This window comes from Actinomadura chibensis NBRC 106107 (assembly GCF_001552135.1).
Taxonomy (GTDB): domain Bacteria; phylum Actinomycetota; class Actinomycetes; order Streptosporangiales; family Streptosporangiaceae; genus Spirillospora; species Spirillospora chibensis.
Window position 1 is genome coordinate 1 of the sequence record NZ_BCQP01000004.1, and the last position, 26,167, is coordinate 26,167.

A 26,167-nucleotide genomic window follows, 5' to 3' on the forward strand; every position below is an offset into this window, starting at 1 on the left:
CGCCGCCGCCCGCCGCGAGGCGGTCGACCGGCTCGGCGAGGAGGCGCGCCGCAGGGGCGCGAACACGGTGGTCGGCATGCGCTTCGACACCGCCGCCGTGGGCGGGGGCATCGAGGTCTGCGCCTACGGGACGGCGGTCTGGGCCGAGCCCGCGGCCGCGCAGCACCAGCAGGCGGCCCAGCAGCAGCCGCACCCGCAGCAGCAGATGCCGCCGTACGGCGACCCGCAGCCCGGCGGGCCGCCGATGGTCGCCCGCAACCTCACGATGGGCCTCCAGGACAGGCCGCGCTGACCCCCGGGCAGCCCCGGATCCGCTCCGTCGGCCGACCCCTCTGGCACCACCGACCGCGCACTCACGCGGGGGCCACTTGACGCGTTCAGGTGAGGCTTGGCTAATTTAGGTGAGCCTAACCAATTTGTACGCTTCTGGAGCCCTCCATGCGCCCTGTCTCCGCGCTCGCCGTCGCCGGCGTCGCCGCCGTGTCGATGTCCCTGCTCTCGGCGTGCGGAGGGGACGACGACGCGGGAGCCGCGGGCGCGATCCCCGTCACCGCGACCGACGACTCCTGCGAGGTCGGCAAGACCGAGCTCACCGCCGGCAAGACCACGTTCAAGGTCACCAACAAGGGCTCGAAGGTCAACGAGTTCGAGGTGCTGAAGCCGGACGGCAAGATCCTCGCCGAGCGGGAGAACATCGGCCCGGGCACGAGCGTCGACTTCGTCGTGAACCTGCCCGCCGGGACGTTCAAGCTGCTGTGCAGCGCGGGGCAGACCGGCAAGGGGCCGTCCAAGGACGTGACCGTCACCGGCACCGCGGGCGGGGGCGGCGACGACCGCCTCGCCAAGGCCGCCGCCGACTACAAGGCGTTCGTGATCGTCCGGCTGGACGACACGATCGTGAAGACGAAGGCGTTCGTCGACGCGGTCAAGGCGAACGACGTCGCGAAGGCGAAGGAGCTGTACGCGCCGTCCCGGGTCGGCTGGGAGACGATCGAGCCCGTCGCGGAGAAGTTCGGCGACATCGACCCGAAGGTCGACGCCCGCGAGGCCGACCTGAAGCCGGAGGAGAAGAAGGACTGGTCCGGCTGGCACCTGCTGGAGAAGGCCCTCTGGAAGGACGGGTCGGTCAAGGGCAAGGGCAAGTACGGCGACCAGCTCCTCGCCGACCTGGACACGCTGAAGTCGCGGCTGCCCGGCCTGACGCTCGACCCGGTGAACGACATGGCGGGCGGCGCGAAGGAACTCCTGGACGAGGTCGCGACCGGCAAGGTCACCGGCGAGGAGGAGGCGTTCAGCCACACCGACCTCGTCGACTTCAAGGCCAACGTGGACGGCGCGAAGAAGATCTACGACCTGCTCAAGCCCGTCGTCCAGGAGCGGGACGCGCAGCTCGCGACGGACCTCGACGGCGGCTTCGCCAAGGTCGAGGCGCTGCTGAAGAAGCACGAGAAGGGCGACGGCTACGTCTCCTACGACACGGTGGGCGAGGACGACCGCAAGGAGCTCGCCGACGCGGTGAACGCGCTGGGCGAGCCGCTGTCCAAGCTCGCCGCGGCCGTCGCCAAGTAGGGCGCCAAGTAGGGCGCGGGAGCACGGACGCACGGACCGAAGGACGGTGGCGACATGACAGAGGCGCGTCCGGGGCTGTCCCGGCGGCGGATGCTCGGGTTCTCCGGCGCGAGCCTGGTGGTCGGCGCGGCCGCCGGCGCCGGGCTCGACCGGGTCGCGTTCGCGGACGAGGACAAGGGCCGCGCGGGCGAGGCCGTCCCCTTCCACGGCCCGCACCAGGCGGGCATCGCGACGCCCGTCCAGGACCGGCTGCACTTCGCGGCGTTCGACGTCACGACCGGCGACCGCGACCGGCTCGTCCGGATGCTCAAGGAGTGGACGGAGGCCGCCGCCGCGATGACGGCGGGCCGCCCGGTCGGGGACGGCGCGGTCGGCGGCGTCGCCGTGGCGCCCCCGGACGACACCGGGGAGGCGCTCGGCCTGCCGCCGTCCCGGCTCACGCTGACGATCGGGTTCGGCCCGACGCTGTTCGAGAAGGACGGCAAGGACCGGTTCGGGATCAAGGCGCGGCGGCCGCCCGCGCTGGTCGACCTGCCGCATTTCCCCGGCGACGCGCTCGAACCGGCCCGCAGCGGCGGCGACATCGCCGTGCAGGCGTGCGCGGACGACCCGCAGGTCGCCGTGCACGCCATCCGGAACCTCGCGCGGATCGGGTTCGGCGTGGTCGCGGTCCGCTGGTCGCAGCTCGGGTTCGGGAAGACGTCGTCCACGACGCCGGGCGCGCAGACCCCGCGCAACCTGTTCGGGTTCAAGGACGGCACCGAGAACATCGCCGAGACCGACGGCGAGCTGCTCGCCAAGCACGTCTGGGCGGGCGCGGGCGACGGCTCCGACTGGATGGCGGGCGGCTCGTACCTGGTCGCGCGCCGCATCCGGATGCACATCGAGACGTGGGACCGGACGTCCCTGCGCGAGCAGGAGGACATCTTCGGCCGCGACAAGGGCGAGGGCGCCCCGGTCGGCGCGCGCAAGGAGCGGGACAGGCCCGTCCTCGCGAGGATGAAGCCGGACGCGCACGTCAGGCTCGCGCACCCCGACTCCAACGGCGGGGCGCGGATCCTGCGGCGCGGCTACTCGTTCACCGACGGATCGGACGGCCTCGGGCGCCTGGAGGCGGGCCTGTTCTTCATCGCCTTCCAGCGCGACCCGCGCACGGGGTTCATCCGGGTGCAGAACTCGCTGGCGACCGACGCGCTGAACGAGTACATCCAGCACGTCGGGTCGGGCGTCTACGCGTGCCCGCCGGGCGTGAGGAAGGGCGGCTTCTGGGGTGACACCCTCTTCGCTTAGGGGACCCCTCGGCGGGTCAGCCCTGGGCGGCGCGCTCCGACCGGATGCGGGTGACGACGTCGCCCGCCGCCGTCTTGATCGACTCCAGCTCCTGGAGGTAGGCCCAGTAGTCGGGGTGGGCGCCGGTGAGCCGCTTCGGCGCGTTCTCCAGCCGCTCGACCAGCGAGTCGAGCACGCGCGCGTGCTGGGGCGCGGCCCCGCCCGGCTGGGCCATCGCGAGGCGCTGCGCGTCCCGGACGGCGAACCGGACGCCCTCGACCGGCCGCTCCGGGTCGGCGGCGACCGCCTTCAGCTCCTCGACCCGTCCGGTGACCTGCCCGGCCCGCCGGTCGGCCGCGTTCAGCTCGGTGCGTGCGGCGGTGAGCGCCTGCTGCGCCTGCTTCCACTCCGCGCGGGACGTGTGCGCCGACGCCTCGTTCAGCCGCTCCCGCGCCCGCGTCACGCCCGCCTCGATCGACTCGGGCGCGCCCCGCAGGTCCTGCCAGCAGGCCTGCGAGTAGCCGCGCAGCAGCACCTTCATCGCCTCCCTGACGGGCCCGACGCGGTTCGCGACGACGTCCACCCGGGTGCGGACGGACGCGAGCGAGTTGCGCACCTTCTGCGCCACCTGCGGCAGCTCGGCGGCGGCCTCGTGCGCCCGCTCGGCGATCGCGCGGACCTCGTCGGCCTTGCGCATCGCGCCGTCCAGGCCGAGCCCGCCGAGCCCCTGCGAGCCGAGTTGGGCGAGGATCTGCTTCGCCTGCGCGAGCTCGGCCTCGGGGTCGGAGGCGTCCATCCCGGCGGCCTTGGCGGCGGCGACCGCGGCGTCGGCGGCGGCGACCGCGTCGCGGGCGGCGGTCAGCCGGGGCGGGAGCTGGTCGAGGGCGGCCTCCAGCCGCGCCATCCGCGGGGCGAGCCGCTCGGCGAACCCGTTGAGGTCGCGCGTGACCTGCTGGAGCCGCTCGGCGGACGCGACGAACGCGCGCCGCGCGGCGTCGTACTCGGCGGGTGTCCGGTCCTGGTCAGCGAGGTCGTGGGCGTCCAGGACGGAGATGTAGGCCACCGACGCGGCGTCCGCCGACTCCGACAGCCCGGCGAACTCCCGCCGGACGGGCGCGGCTGCCCCGGCGTCCAGGTCCTCGAACACGGTGACCCGGCCGGCGATGTACTTCTGCGCCTGGTCCATGTCGTAGAAGGCGGCGGCCGCCGCCTCCCTGGCCTCGATCGCCGCGGTGGCCGCCTGGGCCCCCCGGCCCCGGCGGCGCTGGTCGCCCGCTCCCCGCAACGCAGCCTCCCTTCGTCCCTGCCCAGTCTGGCCCAGCCGGGCCGCGTTTCGCGCCCCGGCCCGGGTGCCGCGGGCAGCCTTTCGTGTAATGCTTCCAGGACGATTGGAACGGATAGCATCGCTGCAACGTCGATAAGGCTGGATGCCGGGTCGGCGTCCGAAACATCCGCATGCGATTTGGAGGCCCATCGTGGGTGTCAGTCTCAGCAAGGGCGGCAACGTCTCGCTCACCAAGCAGGCCCCCGGCCTGTCCGCGGTGACCGTCGGTCTTGGCTGGGACCTGCGCACCACCACCGGGACCGACTTCGACCTCGACGCCTCCGCCCTGGTGCTGGACGGCTCGGGCAAGATCATCAGCGACCAGCACTTCGTGTTCTTCAACAACCTCCGGACGCCGGACGGCGGGGTCGAGCACAGCGGCGACAACACGACGGGCGCGGGCGAGGGCGACGACGAGCAGCTCAAGGTCGACTTCGGCGCGCTGCCGGCCACCGCGGAGCGGGTGGCCTTCGCCGTGTCGATCTACGAGGCCGACGGCCGCGGCCAGAACTTCGGCCAGGTCCGCAACGCCTACATCCGCGTCCTGAACCAGGGCGACGGGTCGGAGATGGCGCGCTACGACCTGTCCGAGGACGCCTCGATGGAGACCGCGATGGTGTTCGGCGAGCTGTACCGCTCGGGGGCGGAGTGGAAGTTCCGGGCCGTCGGCCAGGGCTACGCCTCCGGGCTGGCCGGGATCGCGCTGGACTTCGGCGTCAACCTCTGACCAGCCTCATCAAGGACCACCACGAAGGGAGTGGCCCGTACATGGGAGTTTCACTCGCCAAGGGCGGCAACGTCTCGCTGACGAAGGCCGCCCCCAACCTCACCGCGGTCACCGTCGGCCTCGGCTGGGACGTCCGCGCCACCACCGGCGCCGACTTCGACCTCGACGCGTCCGCGCTGATGCTCGCCGCCACCGGCAAGGTCATCTCGGACCAGCACTTCGTGTTCTTCAACAACCTGAAGAGCCCGGACGGCTCCGTCGAGCACACCGGCGACAACCTGACCGGTGAGGGCGAGGGCGACGACGAGTCGATCAACGTCGACCTGACCGCCGTCCCGGCGGAGTGCGACCGCATCGTGTTCCCGGTGTCGATCTACGACGCCGACAACCGGCAGCAGAACTTCGGCCAGGTGCGCAACGCGTTCATCCGGATCGTCAACCGGACGGACGGCAACGAGCTCGCGCGCTTCGACCTCACCGAGGACGCGTCCACCGAGACGGCCATGGTCTTCGGCGAGCTATACCGGCACAGCGGCGAATGGAAGTTCAGAGCCGTCGGCCAGGGGTACGCCTCCGGCCTGGCGGGCATCGCGATGGACTTCGGCGTCAACGTCGGCTGACCCGCCGCCCCCGCACCCGGCCGCCCCGCTCGGCCGTCCTTCCTAGCAGAAATACGCGCATGATTCTTCGCACCTTCGGCTGGTCCCTCGGCGTCACGGTCGTCGGCCTGCTCATCGCCCTGCTGTACGACGGGCCGACCGGGCTCGCCCTGGTCGCCGTGCTGGCCGTCCTGGAGATCTCGCTCTCGTTCGACAACGCCGTGGTCAACGCCAAGGTGCTGGACCGGATGAGCGCGTTCTGGCAGAAGATCTTCCTGACGGTCGGCATCGCGATCGCTGTGTTCGGCATGCGGCTGGTCTTCCCGCTGCTGATCGTGGGCATCACCGCGAAGCTGAACCCGTACGAGGCGTTCGACCTCGCGTTGAACGACTCGGCGCGCTACCACCAGCTGATGAACGACGCCTACCCGATGATCGCGGCGTTCGGCGGCATGTTCCTCATGATGCTCTTCCTGGACTTCGTGTTCGAGGAGCGCGCCGAGAAGTGGCTGCCGTGGGTGGAGCGCCCGCTCGCCCGCATCGGCAAGCTGGACCAGCTCTCGGTGGTCGTCGCGGGCGGGTCGCTCGCGTTCGTGTCGTGGCTGGCCGCCGCCGAGCCGGGCCAGGTGATGATCGCCGGCGTGCTCGGCATGATCACCTACATCCTGGTGAACGGGCTCGGCGAGCTGTTCTCGGAGGCGGGCGACGACGAGGACGAGGACGGCGCGAGCGGGCGGTCCGGGCCGAGTTCGCTGGCGCTCGCGACCGGCAAGGCGGGGTTCTTCCTCTTCCTGTACCTGGAGGTGCTGGACGCCTCGTTCAGCTTCGACGGCGTCATCGGCGCGTTCGCGATCAGCACCGACCCGATCGTCATCGCGCTCGGCCTCGGCATCGGCGCCATGTACATCCGGTCCCTGACGGTCTTCCTGGTCCGCAAGGGCACCCTGCACGAGTACGTGTACCTGGAGCACGGCGCGCACTGGGCGATCGGCGCGCTCGCGGTCTGCATGCTGGTCAGCATCGGCCACCACGTGCCCGAGTGGATCACCGGCGGGCTCGGCGCGGGGCTGATCATCGCGGCGTTCGCCAGCTCCGTCGTCCGCAACCGGGGCGAGGGCGGCGACGCGCCCGCGGAGACGCCCGGCGAGGACGGCAAGAAGCTCCACTCCAGCAACGTCTGATCCGGCGAGCGGCGCCCCGGCGCCCCCGGCCGGGGCGCCGCTCGCCGGGAACGTCCAACATCTGCCAGCCCCGCGACCAGCATCGATGATCGAAGGAGCCGAACGATGTCCATTTCGCTGCAGAAAGGGCAGAAGGTCTCGCTGACCAAGCCCGGCGGGGGCACGCTGACCCGGGTCAGGATGGGCCTCGGCTGGGACGCCGTCGCCAAGAAGGGCCTGTTCGGGAAGGGCCGCGCCCAGTCCATCGACCTGGACGCGTCCTGCCTGCTCTTCGACGGCAGCGGCAACCTCGCCGACCAGGTCTGGTTCCGGCAGCTCCGCAGCAAGGACGGCTCCGTCCAGCACACCGGCGACAACCTGACCGGCGCGGGCGAGGGCGACGACGAGGTCATCAACGTCGACCTCCAGGGCGTCCCGGCGAACGTGACGCAGCTCGTGTTCACCGTGAACTCCTTCACCGGCCAGGACTTCTCCCAGATCGCGAACGCGTTCTGCCGGCTGGTCGACGAGACCACCGGCGAGGAGATCGCCCGCTACGACCTGAGCGGCGCCGGACAGCACAACGCGCAGATCATGGCCAAGGTGTCGCGGGACGGCGCCGGCTGGTCGATGACGGCGATCGGCGCCACCGCGACCGGCCGCACGTTCCAGCACCTGCTGCCCGCCGTGGCGACCCACCTCTGACGCCGTGCCCCGCCTCGAGCCGCCTCGCGTGCCGCCGCCCGGCCAGCCGGCCCGGCGCGGCTGACAGGGTGGCCATGCGGCATTTCGACCATGTGGACGCCGCCCTCCGCAAGCACCTGTTCTACCGGCATCCGCGGCCGTTCGACCGGCACGGCGACCCGGCGGTGCTGGCGGTGGCGCTGGGCGCGACCCTGTACAGCCCCGCCACCCGGCCGTCCCTCGCCGACGACGTCGAGCGCGCGGGGCGGCGGGGCGTGATGAGCATGGTCGTCTGCCTGGAGGACGCCATCGCCGACGACGAGGTGGAGGCCGGGGAGGCCAACCTCGTGGCGCAGCTAAGGACGCTGAACGGGCGCGGCCCGGCGGCGCGGGACGGGGTGCCGCTGCTGTTCGTCCGCGTCCGCGACCCCCGGCAGGTCGGCGGCCTGCTCGACCGGCTCGGCGACGCGGCGGGCCTCGTGTCCGGTTTCGTCCTGCCGAAGTTCACGGCCGCTTCCGGTGGAGCGTTCCTCGACGCGATAGCGGACGCCGCCGCCCGCACGGGCCTCCGGCTCCTGGCGATGCCGGTGATCGAGAGCCCGGAGGCGGTGTACGCCGAGACGCGCACGGAGATGCTGAACGACGTGGCGCGGCTGCTCGCCAAGCACCGGCGGCGGATACTCGCCGTCCGGATCGGGGCGACCGACATGTCCGCGGCGTACGGGCTGCGCCGCCCGCCCGACCTCACGATCTACGACATCCGGCCGGTCGCGGGCGTGATCTGCGACGTGGTGAACATCCTCGGCCGCGCGGACGGCACCGGCTACGTCGTCACCGGCCCGGTCTGGGAGTACTTCTCGGCGGGCGAGCGGATGTTCAAGCCGCAGCTCAGGCAGTCGCCGTTCGACGCGCTGCGGGCCGCGCCGCTGCGGCAGCGGCTCATCACGTCCGACCTGGACGGCCTGATCCGCGAGGTGCACCTCGACAAGGCGAACGGCCTGATCGGCAAGACCGTCATCCATCCGAGCCACGTGGCGGCCGTGCACGCCCTGTCGGTGGTGACGCACGAGGAGTACTGCGACGCGGCCGACATCCTGGGCGTCGCCGGGGGAGGGGCGATGGCGAGCTCGTACGCGAACAAGATGAACGAGGCGAAGCCGCACCGCGCGTGGGCGCAGCGGCTGATGCTGCGGGCCCGCGTGTTCGGGGTGGCGGCGGAGGGCGTCACGTTCGTCGAGCTGCTCGAAGCGGCGGACAGCCGGTGACGCGGCCGCGGGGGACGTGGGTGGCGGCGCGGCTCGGCGTGCGGCTCGCCGACGGGGCGCGTCCCGTCGGCGTCGGGCTCGCCGACCTGGTCGGGCTGGCGGTGCGGCGCAACCCGAAGCGGGCGCATCTGCTGGTCTCGGAGGTGCTGGGCAAGCACGTCCCGACCGACCCTCGGCTCGTGTACGGGTCGGGGCTGCTGCTCGGGGAGCTTGTGCGCGCGCGCCTGTGCGGGGGCGAACCGCCCCGTGCGGAGCGATTTCTGGCTGAGGCACTGGAGGGCGTGCCAGGCGCGGCCGCCGGGCTGCGTGACCGTTTGAGGGCCCCGCAGAGGCCGGTGGACGCGATCGTCCTCGGCTACGCGGAGACCGCCACGGCCCTGGGCCACTCGGTCGCGGACGCTCTGGGCGGCGCCTACTACCTGCACTCGACGCGGCGTCCGGTGGCGGGCTTCGCGACCTACGGCGGGTTCGAGGAGGAGCACAGCCACGCCACGAGCCACCTCCTGCTCCCCGCGGACCCCGCCGCGTTCGATCGGGAGGCGCCGGTCGTGCTGGTGGACGACGAGCTGTCCACCGGCCGCACCGTGCTGAACACCATCGAGGCGTTGCACGCGGTTCGTCCGAGAAGGCACTACGTCCTCGCGGCCTTGGTCGACCTGCGCGGCCCGTCCGATCGCGTGCGGATGGACGAGCTCGCCGCCCGGCTCGGTGCGCGCATCGACGTGGTGGCGCTGGCGGGCGGTCATGTGGAGCTTCCCGAGGGCGTCCTCGACGCGGGCAGGGCGCTCGTCGAGGACCTCTCCGCGCGCCCCACGCCGCTGCCCGCGCGCGAGCTTCCGGTGTCCCGGGCCGAGCTGGGCTGGCCCGCCGGGCTCCCGGACGGCGGACGCCACGGCTTCCTCCCCGACCACCGCCGCACCCTGGAGAAGGAGCTGCCGCGCATGGCCGACGCGATCGCGACCGGGCTGGGGCCGGACGCGTCGCGCGTGCTCGTGCTCGGCTTCGAGGAGCTGATGTACACGCCGCTGCGCCTCGCGGAGGCGCTCGCCGACGCCCTGCCCGCCGCGGCCGTCCGGTACTCGACGACCACGCGGTCGCCGGTCCTCGCCGTCGACGACCCCGGCTACGCGATCAGGACGCGCCTCGCCTTCCCCGCCCACGACGGCCCCGCCGACGGACCGGGGGAGCGCTACGCCTACAACGTCGCCCCGCCGCGCGGCGAGGACGGCTTCGACCGCGTCGTCCTCGTCGTGGACGACGCGGGCGACACCGCCGCGCTCGGCACCGGACTCCTCGCGCGGCTGCGGACGCTGGCCCCGGTGCTGGTCGCGACCGTCCCGGCATGGAGGCGCGCGTGACGCCGCTGTACGGGCCCGCCTTCGGCAGCTACCCGCCGGACGACGTCGCGTGGCTGCTCAAGGACCTCTCGCACGCCCGGCTCGAAGCGCCGACCGAGGTGCGGGAGGCGGCGATCCAGGCGGGCCGCGCCCACTACGCCGAGTCGCTCCCGGTCGAGTACCAGCCGGGCCCGGCGTACCGGCGGCTGTTCCGGGAGGCCCTGGAGGCGTCCGCCGAACGGCTCGCGTACGCGGCGGGCCTGGTCACCGAGATGGTCCTCGCCGAGCGCGGGCCGGGGGCCGTGCTCGTGTCGCTGGCGCGGGCCGGGACGCCGGTCGGGATCCTGCTGCGCCGCTGGGCGCGGTTCGCGCACGGGCTCGACCTCCCGCACTACGCGGTCAGCATCGTGCGCGGGCGCGGCATCGACACCGTGGCGCTGCGGTACCTGGCCGGGCACCACGACCCGTCCGCCGTGATGTTCGTGGACGGCTGGACGGGCAAGGGCGCGATCACCCGCGAGCTGACCGCCGCGCTGGCCGGGGGCCCGTTCCCGGCCGACCTCGCGGTGCTCGCCGACCCGGGCCGCTGCGCGGCGCTGTACGGCACGCGCGACGACTTCCTGATCCCGTCCGCCTGCCTCAACTCGACCGTGTCCGGCCTGGTCAGCCGGACCGTCCTGAACGACGACCTGATCGGCCCCGGCGACTTCCACGGCGCGAAGTTCTACGCCGGCCTCGCCGCCGACGACGTGTCCGCGCTGTTCCTCGACACGGTCTGCGCCCGCTTCGGCGACGTCGCCGAACGGGTCGCGAAGGACCTGCCCGGCCTGCGCGCCGCCGACCGGACGCCCGACTGGTCGGGGTGGGCGGCCGTCCGCCGCTGCGCCGAGGCCGAGGGCATCGACGACCTGAACCTCGTCAAGCCCGGGATCGGGGAGACGACGCGGGTGCTGCTGCGCCGCGTCCCGTGGAAGGTGCTCGTCCGGGACGACGCGGGCCCCGAGGTCACGCACATCAGGCTGCTGGCGGAGGAGCGCGGCGTGCCGGTCGTGGAGGTCGAGCCGGGACGGTTCCCCTACGCGTGCATGGGCCTCATCCACCCCCGGTTCGGGAAGGGCGCGGCGCAGTGACCGTCCTCGTGTGCTCCGACCTCGACCGCACCCTCATCTACTCCACCGCCGCCTTCCACCTCGACGGGCCGGACGAGGCGATGCCGCGCCTGCTGTGCGTCGAGTTCTACCGGGGCGCGCCGCTCTCCTACCTCACCGAGACCGCCGCGCGCACGCTGGAGACGCTGGCGGAGGCGGCGACGTTCGTCCCGACCACCACGCGGACGCCGGAGCAGTACCGGCGCGTGCGCCTACTGGAGAAGCCGCCGCCCTACGCCATCTGCGCCAACGGCGGCCGCCTCCTCGTGGACGGCGAGGACGACCCGGAATGGGCGGCGTCCGTGCGGCGGCGCGTGTCCGCCGAGTGCGCGCCGCTCGCCGAGGTCGAACGCCGCCTCGCGGACGTGAGCGGCGACTTCGTCCTGAAGCGGCGCAGCGCGTCCGGCCTGTTCGCCTACACGGTCGTCGACCGGGCCGCGCTCCCGTCCGGCTGGGCCGACGACCTGGCCGGCTGGTGCGCGGAGCGCGGCTGGCGCACGTCCCTGCAGGGCCGCAAGGTGTACTGCCTGCCCACCGGGCTGACCAAGGCCGCCGCCGCGGCGGAGGTCGCCCGCCGCGCGGGCGCGTCGCGCACCCTCGCCGCCGGGGACTCGCTCCTCGACGCCGAACTGCTCGAAGCGGCCGACGCCGCGATCCGTCCGGCGCACGGCGAACTCCATGACAGCGGATGGACGTCGCCGGTCACGTCCGTCACCGCCGCGCGCGGCATCGCCGCCGGTCAGGAGATCGCCCGCTGGCTGCTGGAACGCGCCGCCGCAGCGTAAGGCCGGGATGTAAATATTCACGGTCCAGGCGGCTCCCGCGTTGACAAGCGACGGCCCCCAAAGGGTCGCCGCGGCCGCGTTCTGAGGTCACAATCACGGTGAACCCCGCGCGCTGAGGAGGAGGTCAACCTGACCACATGAGCTCTCGTCTGACCGGCGATGAGACCGCGCTGTGGAAGGCCGCGGCCAGGGTCCTCGACGCGAACTGGACCGGGACGTCCACCGCCGCCTCCCCGGGCCTCTACCCGCACCAGTGGAGCTGGGACTCGGCGTTCATCAGCATGGGCCTCGCCCGCCACCGCCGCGACCGCGCCGAGGCCGAACTGCTCTCCCTGTTCCGCGGCCAGTGGGCGGACGGGATGCTCCCACACATCGTGTTCAACACGACCCTCGCCCGGCACGCCTTCTTCCCCGGCCCCGAACTGTGGCGCAGCGAACGGCAGCCCGCCGCGCCGCGCGGCGTCCACACCTCCGGCCTCACCCAGCCGCCGCTGCACGCCCTCACCGCGCTCCGCCTGCACGAGAGCGCCCCCGACGCCGACAGCAGCCGGGCCTTCCTCGCCCGCCTCTACCCGATGCTGACCGCCCAGCACCGCTACCTCGCCCGCTGCCGCGACATCGGCGCGAGCGGGCTCATCGCGATCTGCCACCCGTGGGAGTCGGGGCTCGACAACAGCCCCGCGTGGGACCGCCCGCTCGCCGCGCTGCGGCTCCCGCCCACCGCCTACGCGCCCGCGCAGCGCCCGCACACCCTCCCGACCGGCGAGGACTACGACCGCTACGTGCGGCTCGTCGCCCTGCTCCGGGACGCCGGGTACCGTCCCGGCTACCTGCGCGACGCGCACCCGTTCGCCGTCGAGGACCCGCTCGTCAACGCCGTGTACCTGGCGTCCACGCACGCGCTCGCCGAGATCGCCGGGATCGTCGGCGCGGACCCCGTCCCGCACCTGGAGTGCGCCCGGCGCGTCCACGGCGCGATCCTCGACCGGCTCTTCGACCCCGACACCGGCTGCTTCCGCCCCCGCGACCTGCGCGACGACCGGCTGCTGCCCGTCGTCACCGTCGGCGCGTTCGGGCCCCTGCTGGACCCGGAGCTGCCCGCGCCGATCGTCCGGAACCTCGTCGACCTGCTGCTGTCCGCGCGGTTCGCGGGCGCCGCCGGATACCCCGTGCCGACCTGCGACATCCAGGCGCCCGCGTTCGACCGCGGCGGCTACTGGCGCGGGCCCACCTGGATCAGCACGAACTGGCTCGTCTGGTACGGCGCCCTCGGCCACGACCTCCCCGTCGTCGCGGACCTGCTGTACGGGGCGACGATGCGGCTCGTCCGGCAGTCGGGGTTCCGCGAGTTCTTCGACCCCTTCGACGGGACGGGCCGGGGCAGCCACGACTACGCCTGGTCGGCGGCGCTCGTCCTCGACCTGCTCGGCGCCCGCCGCGCGCCGCAGGCCGCCTGAATCGCCTACCGTGGGGGCATGCGCCTACTCCGGGGCCCCCTGCCCGCCGAGGTCCGCGACAAGCTCGCGCTGGAGCGGCGCGAACGCGTCCTCTCCGCCGCGCCCACCCGCGGCGGCTCGCACGTGGCCGCCACCACGACCGCGCTCCACCTGCCGACCGCCGAGGGCGGGTTCACGCGCGTCCCGTGGGAGCGCGTCGACCACGCCCAGTGGAAGGACGGGTGGCTCCACGTCCAGGAGACGTCGGGGGGCGCCGAGCACCACGTCCGGCTCACCGATCCGGGCACGGTGCCCGAGACCGTCCGGGAGCGCGTCACCGCCACCGTCGTCGTCAGCCACCAGGCCGTACTGCCGGGCGGCGGCAAGGTGCGCATCGCCGGACGGCGCCCCGCCACGGGCGGCGACGTCCGCTGGACGTTCGTGTTCGACGCCGGGCTGGACCCCGACGACCCCGGCCTACGGGCGCAGGCCGAGCAGATCCTGCACGACCTGCGTCGCCAGACGGGCCTCTAACCGGGATAGACGCCCGGCTGCTGCTCGCCCGCCGGCTTGCGCCCCGGCACCTGCTCGGGCACCCGTTCCTTCAGGTGCCCCGCCTTGTCGCGCGCGGCCCCGGCGAACTCCTCGCCCTTGGCCCGCAGCTTCCCGGCCGCCTCCTGGACGTTCGGGTTCTCCGACACCTGCTGCGACAGCCGCTTGATCTGCTCGTACCGCTCGCGCCCGGCCTTGGTGCCGAGGACGTACCCGAGCGCGGCGCCTGCCATGAACATTGTGCGAGCTTTCATGTCCCTGCTCCCGATGACGGCGGAATCGTGCCAACCCCTATACCCGCCAACACGGCACCCACCCGTGACGCGGCGCGAATAACGGATGCGCGAACAGCTCGGGACATGCGCTAACCTAGACGCGCCGCCGGGCCCCACGGCCCGGCACGCACCCGATCCCGCGTAGCTCAATTGGCAGAGCAGCCGGCTGTTAACCGGCAGGTTACTGGTTCGAGTCCAGTCGCGGGAGCTTCTCTTTCCTGAGACCCCAGGTCAGGCCCCTGTGGCTGTGCCGGGACGGGGCTCTTCGCCTGCGGGTGCCATGCTCTCGCGGCCAGGCCGAAGACGACGGTCGTGCTCTTGGTTCCTTACATGAGGATCTCGTCCGCCTCCGGGTGCGGGGCGGACGTGTTCAGTTCGGCGTGCTCGACGGTGATGGGGGAATGCGCGTCCAGCAGTTCGGTGAACGGCGTGTCGTCGACGAACTTGAGCCGCAGCGGCTGGTGCGAGCCGAGCAGTCGGATTCCGCGCGGGATCAGCTGCGGAACCGTGATGTCGGGTAGCCAGGGCGCCTCTGCGGAGGACCCGCTGAGCAGGAGTTCGCGGCGCTCGCCGTCCTGCAGGACGTACTCGTTCCGGCCGATGAAATCGGTGACCGTCCTGGTGCGCACGTGCACGTTCGGAAGCAGCCCGTTGCGGTGCAGGGCCGAGACCACCTGCTGGATCGAGGCGCAGGCTGCGGCGATCTCCGGTTCCCGCGGGAGTTCGGAGCGCGGGTGGCTGAGGCTGTTCCGCACCTTCGCCACCTCGCCCGCCCGCAGGTCCGCCGCGACGCCGTGCAGGACGCCGATGATCTCCTGGCGGGAGGCCGGCTCGATGTCGAAGACCAGGCTCTGGTGCAGGAACGGGAAGGAATGCAGCGGCGAGTGACGCGCCAGGTGGGGGAACGACGCGTACGGCCGGTCCATGGCGGTGATCAGGGCCTCGGGCTTCGCGCACATTTCGGCGATCATCGCGAACGTCTCGATGAGGGTGCCGAGCGAGTTGGCTCCGTCGGGGGAGTACCGCGGGTTCCCGCGGGCCAGGGCCGCCTGTTCGAGCAGCGGGTTGGCGAAGGCGCGCGCCCAGGACACCCGGTACGTGAACCGCTGGTCGCGCTTTTTGGGGTAATGGTCGGCGAAGACGAGCCAGCAGATATAGGTGATCGTGTCCTGGAGGAGTTCTTCCAGGGCGACGAACAGGCTGACCCCGGAGCTGCGAATCCCTTCCGGGTCCTGCTCCGCCTGGGGGGTCCCGTACCGCTCGAAGGCGGGAAGGCGGCGGAGGACACCCGCCTCGACCACTGGCGGAGGAGGGAGCGGCATACCGAGTTTCCAGAGGATCCGCTGCACCAGTTCCCGCTCGTTGCCCGCGCCGGACGGCAGTTCGAACCGTCCGGGGCCGACCAGGTGGAAGGCACGACTGGTCTGGGAGCGGCTGACGAGCACGAGCGAACTCACGACCTCTTCGGGCGTCCGGTCGGCCACGAAATGCTCCAGCCGGTCCTGGAGGTTCTTCCCGGGCTCATTGCGCAGCGCCCACGACAGATCCTCCTCCAGCGGGCCGTCGTAAAGCGCACGGAGGAAAGTCGTCAGCCGGAGCGACGTCTGATTCGCCCATGGTCTGAAACGCACACCCAGGCGGCTCAGCTCGGCCTGACTGCTGAAGTAGCCGCCCTCGGCATGCCGATTCCGGATCGGAAAACGGGTCTCGCTGGGGCCGAGGACGATCTCCCCGTCATCGATCAACCGCTCCAGATGGCAGACGATCTCCTTGTTGGAAGCGATCAGCAGGAGTTGCAGGAGTTCGGCGTCGGACACACCGGCGGCCAGGTCCGACGGCGCCTTGCGGGACGCGCCGCGGTCGAGGAGCGCGTTTGCCCGTCTCCGAAGGCCGTCCGTGTCCTGCGCGAGCAATGACGCGAGGAGGGCCCTTTGCTCAGAGGCGGTCAGCCCACTCGTCACGAGCCAGGGCAGACCCCAGTCATTGTCGGGACGGTAGTAGGCGTTGTCCGGTTTCCTGATGTCGCCGAACAGCCGGCCGACCGCGATGGAGTCGGGAACATCCTTGCCGATGTCGGCAAAGATCCTTCCGGCGTCCGTGACGCCCGTCCGGAACCGGACGTGGTCGACTCCGGGACACCCCGGATCGATGCAGACCAGCTCGGCGCCGCACAGCGCGTTCGGCAGGCACCTGTGCTCGGTTACGGGCACGACGCCGAACGGCCCGACCGTGAGATCGGCGACCTGGAAGACCCCCTGCGGCAGGCGCTCGACGATCTCCAGACTCTCGCGGTGGGACAGCGACCTCCGGTGGTCCCGGCTGCGGACGCTCAGGTAGGCGGCCTCGACCTCGTTGCTGTAGACCCAGGGATAGCGGATCTTCAGGGCGCGGATGTCGGCGCTCAACGCGTCGATGAGAGCGGGGAGATCGGTTGCCTCGTAGTCCACCAGGAAGTTGTCGCCCAAGGCGAACTTCGCGAGTATGGCCGCCTTGATGTCCGCCGGGCTCTTGCCCGGATGCTCGGCGGAGAGGGAGGCGAAGAGATCGGCGCCGCTGCCGGAGAGCACGATCGCGGTGTCAAAGGCGTCCGAGAAGTGGTAACCGTCCGGCAGGATGCATTCCAGCGCGAACTCGCGAACGGCGAAGAGCCGCCGGAAGTTCTGATGTTCACGCAAGTCCATCCATGCTCCCTCGACGGGTCGGAGCATCCGCTGAAGGATCGCAGGGGATGCCGGACGCTCCGATGGTTCCTCGATTCTGCTCTGTCGATCGCGCCTTTTTCCGAGATTGCGGCCGGTTGGCCGGAAAGGGTCCGCCCCGAAGAGGCCGCATGCCGGGCCCGGTCCGATGCGGGGCTTCCCCCGGTCCGTGGGGCCGTTATTGGGATGGTTTCTCGGTGGCCGGGTGGGGCGGCTGGTCGGCGCGCAGGAGGGCTTGGGCTTCGCTGGCCTCGGGGGCGTTGAGGTCGGTGTAGAGGGTGAAGGCCTGCTGCGCGTGGTGGTGGGCCTGGTGTCCGTGGTGGGTCAGGGCCAGGCCCATGTGGGCCCGGGCCTGCTCGTAGTGGTCTCCTGTTTCGAAGGTCAGGGCCAGCGCCAGGCCGTGCTGCGCACGGGCTTCGGTGGTGTCACCGAGTTCGTTGAGCGCCTCGCCCAGGCCGTTGAGCGCCCGGGCCTGGCCGTTGCGGTCACCGAGCCGGCGGTAGAGCACCAAGGCCAGCCGGTGATGGTGGACGGCCTCCCTGGTCCGGCCCTGCCGTCCGAGGGGGAGGGCGAGGTTGGTCAGCGCGTCCGCCTCGCCGGCCCGGTCGCCGATCTCGCGGTAGAGCGCCAGGGCCTCCCGATGGTGCCGGACGGCCTGCTCGTGGCGGCCTTGGTGGTGGCGCACGTTGCCGAGGTTGCCGACGATGCGGGCCTCGCCGCGCTGATCGCCGAGCCCGCGGTAGCGGGCCAGCGCCTGCCGCGCGGTGCGGACGGCCTGCTCGTGGTCGCCCTGCCGCCACTGGACCAGGCAGAGATTGCTCAGGGCGCGGGCCTCGCCCGCCGGGTCATCGCGGTCACGGTAGAGGGCCAGGGCTTGACGGCTGTGGTCGGCGGCCCGCTCGTACCGGCCCTGGCGCCAGTAGATGATGCCCAAGGTGCTCAAGGCCCGGGCCTGGCCGGAGCGGTCCCCGGTCGCCTGGAAGATCGCCAGGGCCTGCCGGGCGGCCTGGACGGCGTGCTCGTAGTGGCCCTGGTTCCAGTAGACGCCGCCCAGACTGGTCAGGAGGTGCGCGTCGCCGGTTCGGTCGCCGGTGGCCGCGGCAGCGCGCCGCGCGTGCCGGTAGATGGTCTGGGCGTCGGCCAGGTGTCCTCCGATGTCCAGGTAACGGAACAGGGTGGCTGCCAGACGGGTCGCGTGTCGGGGCCAGCCGTGCGCGGCGCTGTGGGCGCACACGGCCACGAGGTCGTGCCGTTCGGCGTCCAGCCACGCCCGGGCGGCGGCCGGGTCGGACACCGGTGCGATGGGCGCGCGGACCGGCGGGACGCGAGGCCGGCGCCGCTCCTCAGCCGGATACAGGACGTTCATCGCGGCGCCCGCGGTGGCCAGGTAGTGGTCGAACAGGTCGGTGAGAGCCGAGTGGCGCTGGTGCTCGGACTCCTCGGCGGCGGTCTCGCTGGCGAAGGCCCGTGTCAGGTCATGGAACTGGTAGCGGTCGGGAGTGAACTGGTGCAGCAGGTGGGCGTCCAGCAGGTCTTCGCACAGCCGGTAGGCGCGTGCGGCGGTGGTGCCCGCGAGAGAGGCCGCGGCGTGGACGTCGGTGTCGGTGCCGGGGTGCAGTCCGAGGCGCCGGAACATCCGCCGCTGGTCGTCTGTCAGGCCGCGGTAGGAGAGCGCGAACGCGGCGGCGACATCGCGCTCCCCGTCGTCGAGCTCGGCGAGCGTGCCGTGCTGCTCGGCCAGCCGGTCTGCCAGGTGCGCCGCGGTCCACGCGGGCCGGGAGCGCAGGCGGGCGGCGGCGATCCGGATGGCCAGCGGGAGGCGGCCGCACAACTCCACCACCCGCTCGGCGGCGTCGCCATCGCCGGTGCGGACGAGGCGGGATCCGGCGCCCGCGGTGAACAAGGCCAGCCCCTCGGCCGGGGAGAGCACGTCCAGGGACAAGGGCAGGGCCTCGTCCAGGGAGGTCAGTCGGCGGCGACTGGTCACCAGGACCAGGCAGTTCGCCTCCGCGGGCAGCAGCGGACGGACGTGCTCCGCGTCGGTGGCGTTGTCGAGCACGATCAGGGTCCTGCTGCCGGTCAGGCGGCTGCGGTAGAGCGCGGCGCGTCCGTCCACGTCGTGGGGGATCCGCTCGCCGGGCACCCCGAGCGCGTGCAGGAGCCGCCCGAGCGCCTCCCCCGGGCTCACCGGGGGGATCGAGTGCGTGTACCCGTGCAGATCCAGGAACAGGCATCCGTCGGTGAACCGGTCCGCGAGGCGGTGGGCGGCGTGCACGGCCAGCGTCGTCTTGCCGACTCCGGCCATGCCGTCGATCGCGCAGATCGCCGCCGTCCCCGCCGGACGGTCCGGCTCGGTCGCCGAATCCAGCAATCGTGCCAGTTCACCGCGCCGACCGGTGAAATGCGCCGCCACCGCCGGTAATTGCCTTGGAGGCGACTGCCGTTCACCCGGCGGAGGGGGCGTTCGCGCTGCCGCGTCCACTTCGGGAAACGGATCGTCGGGCAAGCGGACCCAGGCGTCGGTTTCGGTCTCCTTCACCGAGACCCGGATCCTGCGATAGGAGCCGGGCGCGCTTCGCGGCACATGCCGCACGACCGAGGCGTAGAGCAAGTCAGAGACGACCAGTGCGAGGAGCCCCGACGAGTGCGCCAGAATCCGCTTGAACGGCTCGGCCTCCAGGAGCCGGAACGCCAGGTTGATCGCGGTGCCGGCCACGCCGTAGTCGTCATGCCGGACTTCCCCGGCGTGCGCCGCCACCCGCAGCCGGATCCGGGTCCGCCGATCCCGCGTCCGGTCATGGGCGGCCAGTTCCGCGGCGAGCCGCACGGGAAGATCGGTGACCAGGACCTCTTTGGACACCTCGGACGGCACCAGTATGAGAGCGCCGTCGCCGCGGTCCTCGCGATAGCAGCCCTGCCACGGCACTCCCGACCCGTCGAAGGCCGCGGAAAGCACCCCGTAGAGTCCCGCGCGAATCGCGAGCCGGTCGGCGTCGGTCCTGCCTGGATCCCCGAAGCTCTCGATGTCGACGCAGACGATCGATCGGTGCACCAAGCTCATGCCGCCAGGCTCCCGAACAAAGGCGATGGATCGGCCCGGCTTCCTCGACGAGCCGGGCCACGGGTCGAGCCTACTGCTCGGGGCGCCCGCGAATGCGGCGGACGAGGGGAGTCAATCGCTCAACTCGCCTGCCATCGAATTGACGTCCTGATGCTTCTTGCTCAGGAGTGTTCGTTGAGGGTTCGCAGGGTGGTGACGTTCAGGAGGAGGTTTGGGGAACCCGGGCCTGGGTCGGAGATGACGTTGGGTTGTGCTGCTTTCACTACCGCGTTCCGTGCTTCTTGCGGTGTCGCGTTCGGGTGGGTCTCCAGGTAGATCGCCAGGGCTCCGGCCGCGTGGGGCGTGGCCATCGAGGTGCCGCCCAGGACCGTCGAGCCTGTGTCGGACTGGTAGTCCGCTGAGGTGATTTCGCCGCCCGGGGCGAACAGGTCCAGGCAGGGGCCGAAGTTGGAGAAGGCCGATACCCAGTCGCCTTCGTCCGTTGAGCCGAGGGTGACCGCTTCGGGGACGTCGCCGGGCGCGTCGCAGCCGCTCCTGGAGTCGTTTCCGGCGGCGATCGCGAACTGGACGCCCGCGCGGATCGCGCCCCGGGTCGCCTCGCGGAACGCCTGCGGTTCGGGGTTGGGCGGGTCGGAACCGATGCTCATATTGCCGACGGCCGGTTTCCGGGCGTTCTTCGCCACCCATTCCAGGCCCTGGATCGCGTAGCGGTCGGGGGAGTAGCCGTCGCAGTCGAGGACGCGCACCGCGACGATTCTCGCGCCCTTGGCCACGCCGTATTCTCTGCCGCCGACCGTGCCCGCGACGTGGGTGCCGTGCCCGTGGCAGTCCTGGGCGGTGGTGTCCTTGTCGACGAAGTCGTAGCCGTCGACCGCCCTGCCCTCGAACGTGCGGTGGCTGATCCGGACTCCGGTGTCCAGGACGTAGACGCTGACGCCGGCTCCGGTGCCCGGGTAGTTGTACGCGCGGTCTTGTTTGCCGTCCACGCGGTCCGTGCCCCAAGAAGGGGGATTCAGCTGGGTGCCGCCTTCTTCCGTGTGGACCATGACCGACTTCTGCACGTACCGCACCGCCGGGTCCGCGGCCAGGCGCCGGGCCTGGGCGGCGGTCATGTCGGCGGCGTAGCCGCGAAGGACGGCGCTGAAGACGGCTTGGACGGAGCCGCCGTAGCGGCGGGTCAGGCCGTCCGCCTCGGCGGCCACCGGGGCGTCGGCGCCGGGGGCGAGGGACGTCGCGCCCCTCAGGGCCACGATGTACTGGCCGTCGACCGTGCCGGGCGAGTCCGCGTTGACGACGTGGCCCTCGGGGGCGGCGGCGCGCGCGGGAGCGCCGAGGGCGCCGACGCCCAGGAGCGCGGCGACCGCGAGCAGAAGCGGGCGCTGGTGTCTTCGGGGTCTGCGGATCGTTCGCGGCATGGCTGCCTCCATGTCCACGGCGCGGACGGCGGGGAGCCGCGCCGCCGGGCCACCACGGTAGGGTTCCGGCCCACGGCGAACAATCCGACATAACTGACTAAAAGGGATGCGGTCTCCGGCAGGTTCTCGCGCTTGCCGTGCTTGGACGGCACCCGTGCCCGGACGGCACCGGCCCCTAGCCGACCACCAGGACGAGCTTCCCGCGGACGTGGCCCCGCTCGCCCAGGCGGTGCGCCTCCGCGACCCCGCCGAGGGGGAACGTCCGGGTGGCCGGGGGCGCGAACCGGCCGGACTCGATGAGGTCGCCCACCTCGCCGATCGCGTGGACGGCGCGTCCCGCGTCGCCGCTGCTGAACCTCACCCCGTGCTCCCGGGCGCCGGCGAAGTCGGCCAGCGTGACGACGTGGCCGGGGCCGCCCGCGAGGTCGATCAGTTCGGGCAGGACTCCGCGTCCGGCGACGTCCAGCGCCAGGTCGACTCCGCCGGGCGCCAGCGCCCGCACCCGGTCGGTCATGCCCTCCCCGTAGGCGACGGGCTCCGCGCCCAGCGAGCGGAGGTGGTCGTGGTTGGACGGGCTCGCCGTGCCGATCACGCGGGCGCCGCGCGCCACGGCGAGCTGGATCGCGGCCCCGCCGACGCTCCCGGACGCGCCGTTCACGAGCAGCCGAGCGCCCGGCCCCGCGCCGAGCTGGTCGAGCGCGCGGGTGGCCGTCTCGACGGCCGCCGGGAGCGCGGCGGCGGTCGCGAAGTCGAGCGACGGCGGGATCGGCGCGTAGTGGGACAGCACCGCCAGCTCGGCCTGCGCCGCGCCCGCGGAGGACAAGCCGAACACGCGGTCGCCGATGGCCACGTCCGCGACGGCCTCGCCGAGTTCGTCCACGATCCCGGCGGCCTCGTAGCCGAGGGTCTGCGGGAGTTCCTCGTCCATCAGGCCCTGGCGCTTCTTCCAGTCGCTCGGGTTGACCCCGGCCGCGCGCACCGCGATCCGGACCTCGCCGGGACCCGGACGCGGATCGGGCAGCTCGACGATCTCCAGGACCTCCGGGCCGCCGAACCGGCTGAAACCGACCGCCTTCATCCTTCGCTCCGATCCTGGCCCGGGCACCCGCGTACCCGCACATCATCTCCCGCTGGAACGCGCCCCATGCGAGCGTTTGCGATGGACGTTGCGCGGTGGTGTGATTTCTTCCGGTCCGGCCGCCGAACGAGGGGACAGGCATGGAATCCGGAGCCGTGCTCGACGGCAGGTACCGGCTCACCGCGCGGCTCGGCGAGGGCGGCATGGGCGAGGTGTGGGCCGCCGACGACGTCCAGCTCCGGCGGCGGGTCGCGGTGAAGATCGTGCTGGCCGGACGGGGCGCGCCCGCGCTGTCCGAGCGGTTACGGCGGGAGGCGGAGAACGCGGCGCGGCTCCAGCACCCCGGGATCACCGTCGTCCACGACATCGGGCAGCACGACGGCCACCCGTACTTCGTGATGGAGCTGCTCGACGGCACCGACTTCGCCGCGATCCTCGCCGCCAGTCCCGGCGGCCTTCCGGTCGAGCGCGTGCTGGAGACGGGCGTCGCGGTCGCCGAGGCGCTCGCCTACGCGCACGGCCGGGGCGTCGTGCACCGCGACGTCAAGCCCGCCAACCTGATGGCGACGGCGGGCGGCGTGAAGATCTGCGACTTCGGGATATCCCGGTCCGCGGAGGCGGCGGGCGAGCTCACCGCGCCGGGAAGCATGCTCGGCACGCCGGACTACATGGCGCCCGAGCAGTACGAGGGCCGCCCCGCCGACGCCCGCACCGACCTCTACGCCTTCGGCTGCACCCTCTACGCGCTGCTGGCCGGGCGCCCGCCGTTCGAGGGCCCGACGATGCCCGCGCTGATGCGGCAGCACCTCACCGTCGATCCGCCGCCGCCGTCCGCGACCAGGCCGGGGATCCCCGCCGAGCTGGACCGGCTCGTCCTGTGGATGACGGCGAAGAACCCCGCCGACCGTCCCGCCTCCGCCGAGGACGTCGCCGGACGGCTCCGCGCCCTCGCCGCCGCGGCCGCAGTCCCGGCCGCTCCCGGGTTCCCCGCCGGGCCGGTGCTTTTCCCGGCGCCCGCGCCGTTCCCGCAGGCCGTCCCGCCCGGGACGCCCCCTCCTCCGGCCGCCGCGATGCCGCCGCCCGCGCGCCCGCCCGCGCCGCGGAATCCGCGGCGGCGCGCGTTCCTGATCGGCGGGCTCGTCCTCGTGGGCGGGGCCGCCGCCGCGGGCGGCGCGCTGGTGGCGCTGGACCCGTTCGGGTCCGAGTCCGCGAAGGTGCTCGAAGGGCACACCGAGGACGTCCAGGCGGTCGCGTTCAGCCCGGACGGTAGGACGCTCGCCTCCGGCGGCGAGGACCACACGGTCCGGCTGTGGGACGTGGCGGCCGAACGCCCCGTCGCCGTCCTCGACGACTACCCCGACCGGGTGGACGCGGTCGCGTTCAGCCCGGACGGGCGGCTCCTCGCCGCCGGAGGCTCCGGCGGCACCGTGGTGCTCTGGGACATGGGCACGAGGCGCGCGGTCGCGACGCTCGGGAACGGCGGCGTGCAGGTCGGGGCGCTCGCCTTCAGCCCGAACGGCAAGGCCCTCGCGGTCGGCGGCGACGGCGGCGCCACCGTGAAGCTGTGGAACCCGGCGACCCGGCGCCTCGTCGCCGGGTACGGCAACGCGGCCTACACGGGCGAGTCGGTGGCGTTCAGCCCGGACGGCCGGACGCTCGCGGCGGGCGGCCACGACGCCCCGACCGTGCTGTGGGACGTGGCGACCCGCCGCCGCATCACGGACTTCGACGGCCAGGACGCGACGGCGTTCGCCGTGGCGTTCAGCCGCGACGGCAAAACGCTCGCGGTCGGCGGGACGGACAGCAAGGTGCGGCTCCGCAGCGTCGCCACCAAGCAGGTGACCGGCACGTTCGACGCCCCCGGCAACTGGGTCAAGTCGCTCGCCTACAGCCCGGACGGGAAGTACCTCGCGGCCGGTGACGCCGACGGCACGACCTGGGTGTGGGACCTCGCCACCAACGAGGCGAGGACGTTCAAGGTCCGCGTGATGACGGTCGAGTCGGTCGCGTTCAGCCCGGACGGCGGGACGCTCGCCACCGGGCACGTCGACCACAAGGTGCGCCTCTGGAAGGTGCGCTGACAGGGGAAGCCGGAGCTGAACGGACGGGGCCGCGTGCCCGCGTCCACGTCGCCGCCCTGAACGGCTTGGAACGGATTTTGCCCGGCGGCGCGAACCCGGCTCGGCGGGCCGCCCGTCTACCGTGCCGGGGGTTCCCCGCGCGCCGGGCCCACGGCGTCCACCCCGCGATCGTCCACGCATGACCGCCACGGAAGGGGTGACGCGACGGGTGACGGACCGCGCGCAGTTTCACATCTTGGGCCCGCTCCGCGCCGGGGTGCGGGAGCGGCCGGTCGACCTCGGCGGCGGCCGGTCCCGGCTGGTGCTGGCCGCGCTGCTCCTCGAACCCGACCGGCCGGTCCCGGTCGAGCGGCTGGTGGACGCCGTGTGGCCGGACGGCCCTCCGGCGTCCGCCCGCACCCAGATCGCCATCGCCGTGTCGGGGCTGCGGCGCGCCTTCCGCGCGGCGGGCGGCGGCGCCGGCGCCGGAGCCGGTGCGGGGGACGTGATCGAGACCGTCCGGCCGGGGTACCGCGTCCCGGCCGGGGCGGGGACGATCGACGCGCTCGCCGCCGCCGACGAGATCGCGGCGGCGCGCCGGGACGCGGCGGCCGGACGCCTCGCCGACGCCGCCGGGCGGTTCCGCGCCGCGCTCGCCCGCTGGGACGGCCCCGCCCTCGCCGGGCTCACCGGCCCGCACATCGAGGCGGGCGCGGCCCGCTGGGACGAGCTGCGCCTGACCGCGACGGAGGAGGCCGCGCAGGTCGACCTGGCGCTCGGCCGGCACCGCGAGCTGGTCGGCGACCTCATCGGCCCGGTGGGGGAGCACCCGTACCGGGAGCGGCTGCGCGTCCTGCTGATGCTGGCGCTGGCGCGGGCGGGACGGCGGAGCGAGGCCCTCGACGTGTACCGGGAGGGACGCCGCAGGCTGGCCGGGGAGCTGGGCCTTGAGCCCGGACGCGAGCTGCGGGACGTCCACGCCGCCATCCTGCGGGACGACCCGGCGACGCACCCGCTGCCGCCGGCCGTCCCGGCGCCGGTCGCGTGCGGGTCGCCGCGCGAGCGGGCGCTGCGCTGGCGGCGGACGGCGGGCCCGTGGCGCGCCGCGCGCGGCCGCTGACGGCGGAAGGCCGCCGAGGGCGCGGCACTCGGCGGCCTTCCGGGGGTGAACCGGGATCGGTGACGTCCCCGGCTCACCCGTTCGTGGGAGCGCAGGCGCGTCCGGTGCCCGGGCCGTCCCCTACCCCGACCACTTGTGCGAGCGGATCGACAGGTTGGCCGCGTTCACCGGCTGGGGCGTGACCGGCAGCGGGTCGGAGATCTGCCCCGAGTAGTTCGCGTACCGGTAGAACCTGACCTTGTTGTACGGGTCGCCCGCGTACCCGTTGTTCCAGACGCTGTTGACCCTGAAGCCGTGCGGCCTGCACTGCACCGCGCCGCCCTGCCAGTCGGGGTCGTCGCCGTCCCAGTTGCAGCGGGTGCCGGTGGCGTTCGGGCCGCTCCACACGCACACGTCGCCCTTCGGGCACGTGCCCGCGGTGGCGGTGGTCGCGGCCGCCGCCGCGGCCGAGGGCGCGGCGGCGACGGCCCCCGCCGCCACCGCCCCGGCCAGCAGCCAGGTTCGGATCCTGCTCATCTCGTTCCCCGTTCGTCGCGGCGCGGCCCGGTGGGCGGGCGGCGCCTTCGTGGACGCGTCCGACGCTACGGGCGGGCGTTATCGAAGC

Annotated in this window: 22 protein-coding genes and 1 tRNA gene; 16 read left to right on the forward strand and 7 right to left on the reverse strand. The window is 73.1% G+C overall.

Features of this window, described 5'->3' with window-relative positions:
• The 3 genes from ACH01S_RS01885 to efeB form a co-directional block, all read left to right on the forward strand.
• Positions 1-292: YbjQ family protein (locus ACH01S_RS01885; protein ID WP_157406265.1), on the forward strand; the 292-nt coding region annotated here is incomplete at its 5' end.
• A 146-nt stretch (positions 293-438) separates the two neighbouring features.
• Positions 439-1,569 carry an iron uptake system protein EfeO gene (efeO, locus tag ACH01S_RS01890; protein WP_067884624.1) on the forward strand — a complete coding sequence of 377 codons (1,131 nt, stop codon included), beginning with the start codon at positions 439-441 and terminating at the stop codon, positions 1,567-1,569.
• Positions 1,570-1,623: 54 nt separating this feature from the next.
• Positions 1,624-2,859 (forward strand): iron uptake transporter deferrochelatase/peroxidase subunit, encoded by a 1,236-nt coding sequence (gene efeB / locus ACH01S_RS01895; RefSeq protein ID WP_067884627.1) that lies wholly within the window; start codon positions 1,624-1,626, stop codon positions 2,857-2,859.
• A gap of 16 nt (positions 2,860-2,875) precedes the next feature.
• Here the strand turns inward: efeB and ACH01S_RS01900 are convergent, their stop codons facing one another.
• Complete coding sequence (locus ACH01S_RS01900; protein ID WP_067884629.1) at positions 2,876-4,123, reverse strand: molecular chaperone DnaJ; 1,248 nt, start codon at positions 4,121-4,123, stop codon at positions 2,876-2,878.
• A gap of 190 nt (positions 4,124-4,313) precedes the next feature.
• On the opposite strand from ACH01S_RS01900, the gene ACH01S_RS01905 reads away from it, so the two are divergent.
• The 10 genes from ACH01S_RS01905 (at position 4,314) to ACH01S_RS01950 (ending at position 13,837) form a co-directional block, all read left to right on the forward strand.
• A complete protein-coding gene (locus tag ACH01S_RS01905; protein WP_067884631.1) occupies positions 4,314-4,889 on the forward strand; it encodes a TerD family protein in 576 nt (191 codons plus the stop codon).
• 41 nt (positions 4,890-4,930) lie between these two features.
• Positions 4,931-5,509 (forward strand): TerD family protein, encoded by a 579-nt coding sequence (locus ACH01S_RS01910; protein WP_067884634.1) that lies wholly within the window; start codon positions 4,931-4,933, stop codon positions 5,507-5,509.
• A gap of 59 nt (positions 5,510-5,568) precedes the next feature.
• Positions 5,569-6,669 carry a DUF475 domain-containing protein gene (locus tag ACH01S_RS01915; protein WP_067884637.1) on the forward strand — a complete coding sequence of 367 codons (1,101 nt, stop codon included), beginning with the start codon at positions 5,569-5,571 and terminating at the stop codon, positions 6,667-6,669.
• 105 nt (positions 6,670-6,774) lie between these two features.
• Positions 6,775-7,353: a TerD family protein gene (locus tag ACH01S_RS01920; RefSeq protein WP_067884639.1), complete on the forward strand. Its 579-nt coding sequence runs from the start codon at positions 6,775-6,777 to the stop codon at positions 7,351-7,353.
• 74 nt (positions 7,354-7,427) lie between these two features.
• Positions 7,428-8,597: an HpcH/HpaI aldolase/citrate lyase family protein gene (locus ACH01S_RS01925; RefSeq protein ID WP_067884641.1), complete on the forward strand. Its 1,170-nt coding sequence runs from the start codon at positions 7,428-7,430 to the stop codon at positions 8,595-8,597.
• A complete protein-coding gene (locus ACH01S_RS44250) occupies positions 8,594-9,955 on the forward strand; it encodes a phosphoribosyltransferase family protein (protein WP_169809191.1) in 1,362 nt (453 codons plus the stop codon). Before ACH01S_RS01925 ends, ACH01S_RS44250 begins: the two co-directional genes overlap by 4 nt.
• Positions 9,940-11,064, forward strand: coding sequence for a cysteine protease StiP family protein (locus ACH01S_RS44255; protein WP_067884643.1), 1,125 nt, complete (start codon positions 9,940-9,942; stop codon positions 11,062-11,064). The genes ACH01S_RS44250 and ACH01S_RS44255 overlap by 16 nt, the downstream gene beginning before the upstream one ends.
• Complete coding sequence (locus ACH01S_RS01940; protein ID WP_067884645.1) at positions 11,061-11,867, forward strand: HAD family hydrolase; 807 nt, start codon at positions 11,061-11,063, stop codon at positions 11,865-11,867. Before ACH01S_RS44255 ends, ACH01S_RS01940 begins: the two co-directional genes overlap by 4 nt.
• Before the next feature lie 137 nt (positions 11,868-12,004).
• Positions 12,005-13,324, forward strand: coding sequence for an MGH1-like glycoside hydrolase domain-containing protein (locus ACH01S_RS01945; protein WP_067884647.1), 1,320 nt, complete (start codon positions 12,005-12,007; stop codon positions 13,322-13,324).
• Positions 13,325-13,342: 18 nt separating this feature from the next.
• Positions 13,343-13,837, forward strand: coding sequence for a hypothetical protein (locus ACH01S_RS01950; protein ID WP_067884649.1), 495 nt, complete (start codon positions 13,343-13,345; stop codon positions 13,835-13,837).
• Here the strand turns inward: ACH01S_RS01950 and ACH01S_RS01955 are convergent.
• The gene (locus ACH01S_RS01955; protein WP_067884651.1) at positions 13,834-14,109 is read right to left on the reverse strand and encodes a YtxH domain-containing protein; all 276 of its coding nucleotides are present in this window, start codon (positions 14,107-14,109) and stop codon (positions 13,834-13,836) included. The genes ACH01S_RS01950 and ACH01S_RS01955 overlap by 4 nt on opposite strands.
• 156 nt (positions 14,110-14,265) lie before the next feature.
• On the opposite strand from ACH01S_RS01955, the gene ACH01S_RS01960 reads away from it, so the two are divergent.
• Positions 14,266-14,338: transfer RNA gene (locus ACH01S_RS01960), tRNA-Asn, on the forward strand.
• Between the two features lie 118 nt (positions 14,339-14,456).
• Here the strand turns inward: ACH01S_RS01960 and ACH01S_RS01965 are convergent.
• The 4 genes from ACH01S_RS01965 to ACH01S_RS01980 form a co-directional block, all read right to left on the reverse strand.
• Positions 14,457-16,811: a hypothetical protein gene (locus tag ACH01S_RS01965; protein ID WP_067884653.1), complete on the reverse strand. Its 2,355-nt coding sequence runs from the start codon at positions 16,809-16,811 to the stop codon at positions 14,457-14,459.
• Between the two features lie 196 nt (positions 16,812-17,007).
• Positions 17,008-19,890 (reverse strand): ATP-binding protein, encoded by a 2,883-nt coding sequence (locus ACH01S_RS01970; protein ID WP_067884655.1) that lies wholly within the window; start codon positions 19,888-19,890, stop codon positions 17,008-17,010.
• Between the two features lie 161 nt (positions 19,891-20,051).
• The gene (locus tag ACH01S_RS01975; protein ID WP_218010121.1) at positions 20,052-21,305 is read right to left on the reverse strand and encodes a S8 family peptidase; all 1,254 of its coding nucleotides are present in this window, start codon (positions 21,303-21,305) and stop codon (positions 20,052-20,054) included.
• Positions 21,306-21,480: 175 nt separating this feature from the next.
• Positions 21,481-22,383 carry an NADP-dependent oxidoreductase gene (locus ACH01S_RS01980; protein WP_067884660.1) on the reverse strand — a complete coding sequence of 301 codons (903 nt, stop codon included), beginning with the start codon at positions 22,381-22,383 and terminating at the stop codon, positions 21,481-21,483.
• Between the two features lie 140 nt (positions 22,384-22,523).
• On the opposite strand from ACH01S_RS01980, the gene ACH01S_RS01985 reads away from it, so the two are divergent.
• Both ACH01S_RS01985 and ACH01S_RS01990 read left to right on the forward strand, forming a co-directional pair.
• Positions 22,524-24,464, forward strand: a complete 1,941-nt coding sequence (locus ACH01S_RS01985) for a WD40 repeat domain-containing serine/threonine protein kinase (RefSeq protein ID WP_067884662.1) — start codon at positions 22,524-22,526, stop codon at positions 24,462-24,464.
• Positions 24,465-24,642: 178 nt separating this feature from the next.
• Positions 24,643-25,563 carry an AfsR/SARP family transcriptional regulator gene (locus ACH01S_RS01990; RefSeq protein WP_067884663.1) on the forward strand — a complete coding sequence of 307 codons (921 nt, stop codon included), beginning with the start codon at positions 24,643-24,645 and terminating at the stop codon, positions 25,561-25,563.
• 120 nt (positions 25,564-25,683) lie between these two features.
• Here ACH01S_RS01990 and ACH01S_RS01995 read toward each other — a convergent pair whose 3' ends face one another.
• Positions 25,684-26,079, reverse strand: coding sequence for a peptidase inhibitor family I36 protein (locus ACH01S_RS01995; protein ID WP_067884665.1), 396 nt, complete (start codon positions 26,077-26,079; stop codon positions 25,684-25,686).
• Positions 26,080-26,167 lie beyond the last annotated feature (88 nt).

Excerpts from the sequence above, each read along its gene's own strand:
- ACH01S_RS01985 (WP_067884662.1), top strand. The coding sequence starts at position 22,524 with ATGGAATCCGGAGCCGTGCTCGACGGCAGGTACCGGCTCACCGCGCGG.
- ACH01S_RS01945 (WP_067884647.1), top strand. The coding sequence starts at position 12,005 with ATGAGCTCTCGTCTGACCGGCGATGAGACCGCGCTGTGGAAGGCCGCG.
- ACH01S_RS01955 (WP_067884651.1), bottom strand. The coding sequence starts at position 14,109 with ATGAAAGCTCGCACAATGTTCATGGCAGGCGCCGCGCTCGGGTACGTC.
- ACH01S_RS01920 (WP_067884639.1), top strand. The coding sequence starts at position 6,775 with ATGTCCATTTCGCTGCAGAAAGGGCAGAAGGTCTCGCTGACCAAGCCC.
- ACH01S_RS01975 (WP_218010121.1), bottom strand. The coding sequence starts at position 21,305 with ATGCCGCGAACGATCCGCAGACCCCGAAGACACCAGCGCCCGCTTCTG.
- ACH01S_RS01970 (WP_067884655.1), bottom strand. The coding sequence starts at position 19,890 with ATGAGCTTGGTGCACCGATCGATCGTCTGCGTCGACATCGAGAGCTTC.
- ACH01S_RS01990 (WP_067884663.1), top strand. The coding sequence starts at position 24,643 with ATGACCGCCACGGAAGGGGTGACGCGACGGGTGACGGACCGCGCGCAG.
- ACH01S_RS01980 (WP_067884660.1), bottom strand. The coding sequence starts at position 22,383 with ATGAAGGCGGTCGGTTTCAGCCGGTTCGGCGGCCCGGAGGTCCTGGAG.
- ACH01S_RS01915 (WP_067884637.1), top strand. The coding sequence starts at position 5,569 with ATGATTCTTCGCACCTTCGGCTGGTCCCTCGGCGTCACGGTCGTCGGC.
- efeB (WP_067884627.1), top strand. The coding sequence starts at position 1,624 with ATGACAGAGGCGCGTCCGGGGCTGTCCCGGCGGCGGATGCTCGGGTTC.
- ACH01S_RS01965 (WP_067884653.1), bottom strand. The coding sequence starts at position 16,811 with ATGGACTTGCGTGAACATCAGAACTTCCGGCGGCTCTTCGCCGTTCGC.
- ACH01S_RS01950 (WP_067884649.1), top strand. The coding sequence starts at position 13,343 with ATGCGCCTACTCCGGGGCCCCCTGCCCGCCGAGGTCCGCGACAAGCTC.
- ACH01S_RS01995 (WP_067884665.1), bottom strand. The coding sequence starts at position 26,079 with ATGAGCAGGATCCGAACCTGGCTGCTGGCCGGGGCGGTGGCGGCGGGG.
- ACH01S_RS01925 (WP_067884641.1), top strand. The coding sequence starts at position 7,428 with ATGCGGCATTTCGACCATGTGGACGCCGCCCTCCGCAAGCACCTGTTC.
- efeO (WP_067884624.1), top strand. The coding sequence starts at position 439 with ATGCGCCCTGTCTCCGCGCTCGCCGTCGCCGGCGTCGCCGCCGTGTCG.
- ACH01S_RS01910 (WP_067884634.1), top strand. The coding sequence starts at position 4,931 with ATGGGAGTTTCACTCGCCAAGGGCGGCAACGTCTCGCTGACGAAGGCC.
- ACH01S_RS44255 (WP_067884643.1), top strand. The coding sequence starts at position 9,940 with ATGGAGGCGCGCGTGACGCCGCTGTACGGGCCCGCCTTCGGCAGCTAC.